Origin of the sequence: Candidatus Chryseopegocella kryptomonas, from assembly GCF_001536065.1 — a bacterium.
GTDB classification, from domain to species: domain Bacteria; phylum Bacteroidota; class Ignavibacteria; order Kryptoniales; family Kryptoniaceae; genus Kryptonium; species Kryptonium kryptomonas.
Window position 1 is genome coordinate 1 of the sequence record NZ_CZVW01000040.1, and the last position, 6,370, is coordinate 6,370.

2 protein-coding genes and 1 CRISPR repeat array are annotated in these 6,370 nt (G+C 39.4%); both genes read left to right on the forward strand.

Annotated features, from left to right (window positions below):
• Positions 1 to 14 precede the first annotated feature (14 nt).
• Positions 15 to 3,088: a CRISPR direct-repeat array (repeat unit 30 nt; unit sequence GTGTGAATTGAACCTGTGAGGGATTGAAAC).
• Positions 3,089 to 3,175: 87 nt separating this feature from the next.
• On the forward strand, positions 3,176 to 4,024 hold the full coding sequence (locus AWW83_RS09675; protein WP_072213188.1) for a hypothetical protein: 849 nt from the start codon (positions 3,176 to 3,178) through the stop codon (positions 4,022 to 4,024).
• 28 nt (positions 4,025 to 4,052) lie between these two features.
• On the forward strand, positions 4,053 to 5,933 hold the full coding sequence (locus tag AWW83_RS09680; protein WP_072213189.1) for a T9SS type A sorting domain-containing protein: 1,881 nt from the start codon (positions 4,053 to 4,055) through the stop codon (positions 5,931 to 5,933).
• Positions 5,934 to 6,370: the final 437 nt, after the last annotated feature.

Sequence of the window (6,370 nt, forward strand, 5' to 3'; positions counted from 1 at the left end):
CAAGGTTGGGTCTTGTGTGAATTGAACCTGTGAGGGATTGAAACGAAATCAAGGTGGGCGTGAACTTGCTCAGTTAAAATGTGAATTGAACCTGTGAGGGATTGAAACTTGGATTATCTCAGCTTAAAAGAAGGGCGGAAGAGATGTGAATTGAACCTGTGAGGGATTGAAACACAGCACCAAGCGATTTACCGGTTAACGATATTTCTGTGAATTGAACCTGTGAGGGATTGAAACGCGGTTGAACTCCAGTTAACTTGTTTTCAGAAAGTTTGTGAATTGAACCTGTGAGGGATTGAAACTTCCCTTTGGGACTTAATGCACCCAACAATCTACCTGTGAATTGAACCTGTGAGGGATTGAAACGATATTTTTTTATATCTGAAAGCGTGACAATCATCGTGTGAATTGAACCTGTGAGGGATTGAAACTTCCCCCCTTCTGAATGCTCCGGCGTTATTTTCTCAATGTGAATTGAACCTGTGAGGGATTGAAACTTTTCCCCCAGTTTCTATTTACCTCGTGGGATTGTATCGTGTGAATTGAACCTGTGAGGGATTGAAACTGATAGTGGCGGAACATCAATTCAGGGGAGTGTGTCATGTGAATTGAACCTGTGAGGGATTGAAACGATATTTTTTTATATCTGAAAGCGTGACAATCATCGTGTGAATTGAACCTGTGAGGGATTGAAACTTCCCCCCTTCTGAATGCTCCGGCGTTATTTTCTCAATGTGAATTGAACCTGTGAGGGATTGAAACTTTTCCCCCAGTTTCTATTTACCTCGTGGGATTGTATCGTGTGAATTGAACCTGTGAGGGATTGAAACTGATAGTGGCGGAACATCAATTCAGGGGAGTGTGTCATGTGAATTGAACCTGTGAGGGATTGAAACGATATTTTTTTATATCTGAAAGCGTGACAATCATCGCTGTGAATTGAACCTGTGAGGGATTGAAACTATTTTCCCCCTGAGTTTTACCCATCGATTCATATCTGTGAATTGAACCTGTGAGGGATTGAAACTTTTGTATTTAAACCAGAAAAATTTTCTTGACCTTGGTGTGAATTGAACCTGTGAGGGATTGAAACGCCCAAGACGCAAAAAAATCCGCTCCTGGGGGTGGGAGTGTGAATTGAACCTGTGAGGGATTGAAACGCTTTTTTTGTATATGTGCTGTAATCTATTGTATTTGGTGTGAATTGAACCTGTGAGGGATTGAAACCGCCGATATATTGCTTTTACCGCCTGTGAGAACGTGGGTGTGAATTGAACCTGTGAGGGATTGAAACGGGGCAAGCCAAAATCCACACTTTATAGGAATATCGGGTGTGAATTGAACCTGTGAGGGATTGAAACTAACTTCTCAATTTCTGCTCGGATTTCTTCAATTTCCCGTGTGAATTGAACCTGTGAGGGATTGAAACGATTGAGGTGGGCGAGTGGATTAAACGGAATGGAGGTGTGAATTGAACCTGTGAGGGATTGAAACCCTTAATTTAATTTTTTTTATTTGATTTTTAACAAGTGTGAATTGAACCTGTGAGGGATTGAAACGCGCCAGACGAAGGGAGTTTCCCTTCTTTGGCGGGAGTGTGAATTGAACCTGTGAGGGATTGAAACTTTGAAGATAGTATTTCATTGCAATTCTCCTCTTTTGGGTGTGAATTGAACCTGTGAGGGATTGAAACACAGAAGCGTTTAAAAGGGCTTTTGACAGGGTTAAATGTGTGAATTGAACCTGTGAGGGATTGAAACTTTACGCTGGGGCAAAGGAGCGATAAAAGGGCAAGTGTGAATTGAACCTGTGAGGGATTGAAACTTTTTTTGGGGAAAAGGACCTTTACAAGCGGTGTTGGTGTGAATTGAACCTGTGAGGGATTGAAACATGCAAATAACCCAAACCCTGCCCATATCCCCCAAGGTGTGAATTGAACCTGTGAGGGATTGAAACGCGAGACCGTTCTTGTTTATCTCGAGTGCCTCGAGGTGTGAATTGAACCTGTGAGGGATTGAAACGGGTAATTCGACAAGATTTCCTTCGCTTCACTCTCTGGTGTGAATTGAACCTGTGAGGGATTGAAACTTTGTAAATGAATAAACACTCGTGCTTTCTCCCATATGTGTGAATTGAACCTGTGAGGGATTGAAACCAAAAAAATTCTTCGCAAGTGAAAATTCATAAACCAAGTGTGAATTGAACCTGTGAGGGATTGAAACGGCGTTGGGATAGGTTTTTTTTTCAAATCAGTAAAAGGTGTGAATTGAACCTGTGAGGGATTGAAACTTTTTCTCTTCTTTTTCACATTCGCATTTTTCTTTTAGTGTGAATTGAACCTGTGAGGGATTGAAACAAGCAAGTTTCCCAACTTGCATTAAACCCAAACTTTTGGTGTGAATTGAACCTGTGAGGGATTGAAACTCTTTCACCCTTATAAATAATTTTAACTTTGCAACCTGTGTGAATTGAACCTGTGAGGGATTGAAACTGTAAGCCATTGAAAACACCTCCTAAATTTTTTAATGTGTGAATTGAACCTGTGAGGGATTGAAACTCTTACGGGGATATTGGGTGAGGGAGCGACATGGCGTGGTGTGAATTGAACCTGTGAGGGATTGAAACGTATATATATCCGCCATAGAGCGTTTGCCTGAAATTGGTGTGAATTGAACCTGTGAGGGATTGAAACTAATTGTTCTTTCATTACCAAAAAAATTTTTCCCCGTGTGAATTGAACCTGTGAGGGATTGAAACTAAACACTTAACAAAACTCCATCGGGCAATTTCTCAGTGTGAATTGAACCTGTGAGGGATTGAAACAATTTATTCCCATAAACCCCCAAATGTTCATACGCGTGTGAATTGAACCTGTGAGGGATTGAAACTAACTTGCCCACGCCTTCATCGCAGACCCAAACGCATGTGTGAATTGAACCTGTGAGGGATTGAAACTCGGTAAGTATTTTCTCAAGAGAAGGTATTTTAGCAAGTGTGAATTGAACCTGTGAGGGATTGAAACAGTTGACAAATTGAAAAAATATCATTATATTTATTAGTGTGAATTGAATTCGTGAGGGATTGAGATGAAATTCTTGATTCATTGCCTAAAAACTTATTTCACGACAACTATGGATATTTTGTGTTAAGTTAAAATCATAGGAGGGAGATTAAAATGTTAAGGAGTTTATTTTTAGTTTTAATTTTGAATTCTTTAATTTCTTGTGATAAGTTATTTCCACAGCTATCATCTACAGGTGTTCCTGATCCTTGGGTCGGGGCAGGGGTTTATCTTTTTGATGGGCATCAAATATTTTCTGACAATAAGCTATTTGCAAGGGAATTTAATCAAGCGGGTGATTTTGCTAATCTAAATGTTAAAAGGTCTTTCGAGTTAAAAGATTTAACTAGGAAAGTTGATGAAAGGGTAAGGGTTGGGGGAAGCCTCGGCATCACGGGTTTATATCCCATCTTGCTTTTTCGCTCTGATATAAAAAAGGATCACATTGGTGGAATGAGTACATATTACATCGGTGATGGTCCGTGGCAGAGGGGATTTATAACGACAGGGGATTGGAGGGAGGATAAAGGAAGTGAAGATAAATTTAAAAGATACAGGATTTATTTGGGTATGGGGACTCCGTATGCATTTAATTTGGGTTTCAAATATAGGGTGTCAAAAAGTTGGTTTATAGAAATAGAAAGACCAATACTTCCAGTTTTATTTCCATTAGCTTTTAGTTTTGGGACTTCAACTAAGGAGTATGTTAATCCACCGAGATTTATATTTCTTGATTTAGAAGCTAAGGTTGTGATAGGATATCATCTTACTATAGCTTATGAGATTGCAAGTTTGGGACTTTTTTCACCACCTCCTGGATTTGGTGGAGGTTTATTGGGAGAGATAGACCTTGAGACAGCATTAGGTCTTATGATATACTTAAGAGTTGGCATTGTTGATTATCTTTTCGGTAGAGACTATATCTATCCTTACTTTCAGCTTGGATTTGGATTGAATTTTTAAATAGTTAAATTAAAGTAGGAGAGTTAAAATGCGGAGATTAGAGTTATTCCTTGGGGTTATTTTTTATTTTCTTTGTACAAGTTTTACCTGTGCTCATGATCAGTATGTGCATCAATATATTTGTGTTGAAGCTTACAAACTTTTGAAGCTCACGCTTGGAGGCGACTTTCCAGAAATGCTTGAATATCTTGGGGGGTTGGGAAGTGCGAATGTTGCATGGGATCCATATACAGAAAAGAGATACATTACAACAGGGGCTTGGGTAGAAGATGAAATGGACGCTGTTTATGGCTATTCAAAGGATTATCCACCTGTGATAACAGGTGCTCCGGGTGTGATAGGGTATATAATTCTTAGATTTTTCCCCAAAGATCCATTTGTTTCTTCTACTCATTTTTGGGATGCCGATAATGGTGATAATTTAAAAACTGACTTGGAAGGAACTGTAGGGGGACTTTACTTTAAATTTACAGTTCCGAATGCTTATCAAAAGATGCAAGCCTATGCGTTTGGCAGAGAAGGTGTTACTGTGGTATTTTCGCGCTCTTGCAGGATAGCAACTCTTTATGATGGTCTTGTGCCTGTACTCGGTCTTAGATTTAGATATAGTTCTCTTGGGTGGCTTTATAAAACGGGGAATATTTATGTTGAGAAATATCTGGGTATCGGTGGTGAGTGGGAAGATGTTGGAGATTCAATAACAATTGATCCTCGAAGCCGTTTTTTGAAATCTATTGTTTATGAAATTCTTGGCAGAATGTGTCATTTACTTGGAGATATGAGTGTTCCTGCACATGCGCATAGAGATGCTCATGGTTCAGATGATGATGGGATAAGAATGGATTCATATGAGGAGTGGATGAAGAGTTATTACACATTTTGGGATGCACAGAAAGTATATGAACAATTTGGTGGATTTTTGAATCTATATCAAAGTAGGAATCCACTTCATTTTTTGATGTATACTACACAACAGATTGCGGATCACTTTGGAAGTAATGGTCCATACGAAGGGGATGGGAATAATGTTATTGGTGGGGATCCATTACCTGAGGAGATAAAGTATTTAAATCAAGTAAATCTTTCATCACTTGGTGAGCCAACAACGATGAATGGACCATTTGATGTGGTAAGGTTGAGGAACATTCGTGATAAGACATTTCCACAGGCAATTCGAGCAGTTGCAGGTCTTTTGTATTGGTTTGCGAAGGAAGCTGGGCTTCAATTTGAGAGCATTCTACCTCTTTCTGTAACAATTTCTGGTCCAAGTGTAGCACCTTGTGCAACTGGAACCTGGTATGCAAACGTCAGTGGTGGGGTGCCTGGATATTCTTATCAATGGTACCAGATGTATTGTAATAATGATGCAGGCGCTGTGTCAACAATTAGTACGTCAACAACTAGTAACAAAGTTGAACCTTTACGTCCCCCTTGCGAGTGGACACCGGTTGGTACGAATAGTCCTACGCTTCAATTATATTGGTGTGGTGGCAGTGGCTATCTTAGAGTTGATGTAACTGATGCTCTGGGGAATTCTGCATCGGCTCAATACTATGTTCAAGGTGCTGGTGGTGGTGAGCCTGTGCCTAACTTGCAGGATGGACATAAAATTGAGCTTGCTAAACCACTTCCTGTGGAATTTTCTATTAGAAGTTATCCGAACCCATTTAATCCTTCTGCTACGATAAGTTATGAATTACCAACCGATGGCTTTGTGAGACTTTCTGTTTTTGATGTTCTTGGTCGAGAGGTTGAAGTTCTTGTGAATGAGATAAAACCTGCTGGCTTCTATGATGTGTCGTTTGACGCTTCAAATTTACCAAGTGGGGTTTACTTTGCCAGAATTTCTGTTGTATCAAACGAAGGGAAATCATTTGTTCAGACGATTAAGATGGTGTTAACGAAGTAAGTTTGCGGTTGAGTGCAGGGTTGATTGGTAGTATATTTCTGCTGACTTTGTAAAAAGTTAACAGATGAGTTTTGAAATAACTTGAGGTTGTGCTCTGACACAATTTAAGACATTTTGTCAGGGAGGTTAGCGGAAAAATAGGTGTTTTGGGTTAACATTTTGGGTCTTGACTTTTGGTTTGAAATTTATTATATTATGGTGTGTGAATCTTGTTATGTTTAAGTTTTATTTTACGGTTAGTGTGAATCGAACTTGTGAGGGATTGAAACAGATTGTCAATTTCGATAAAGCCATAACGAGTGTATAGTGTGAATCGAACCTGTGAGGGATTGAAACGCTTATATACACTTGATTAATTGAATAATGCCGTCCAGTGTGAATCGAACCTGTGAGATTCTATGTTCAAAGTCAAGTTAAAAATTCGTTTTGCGTTGATT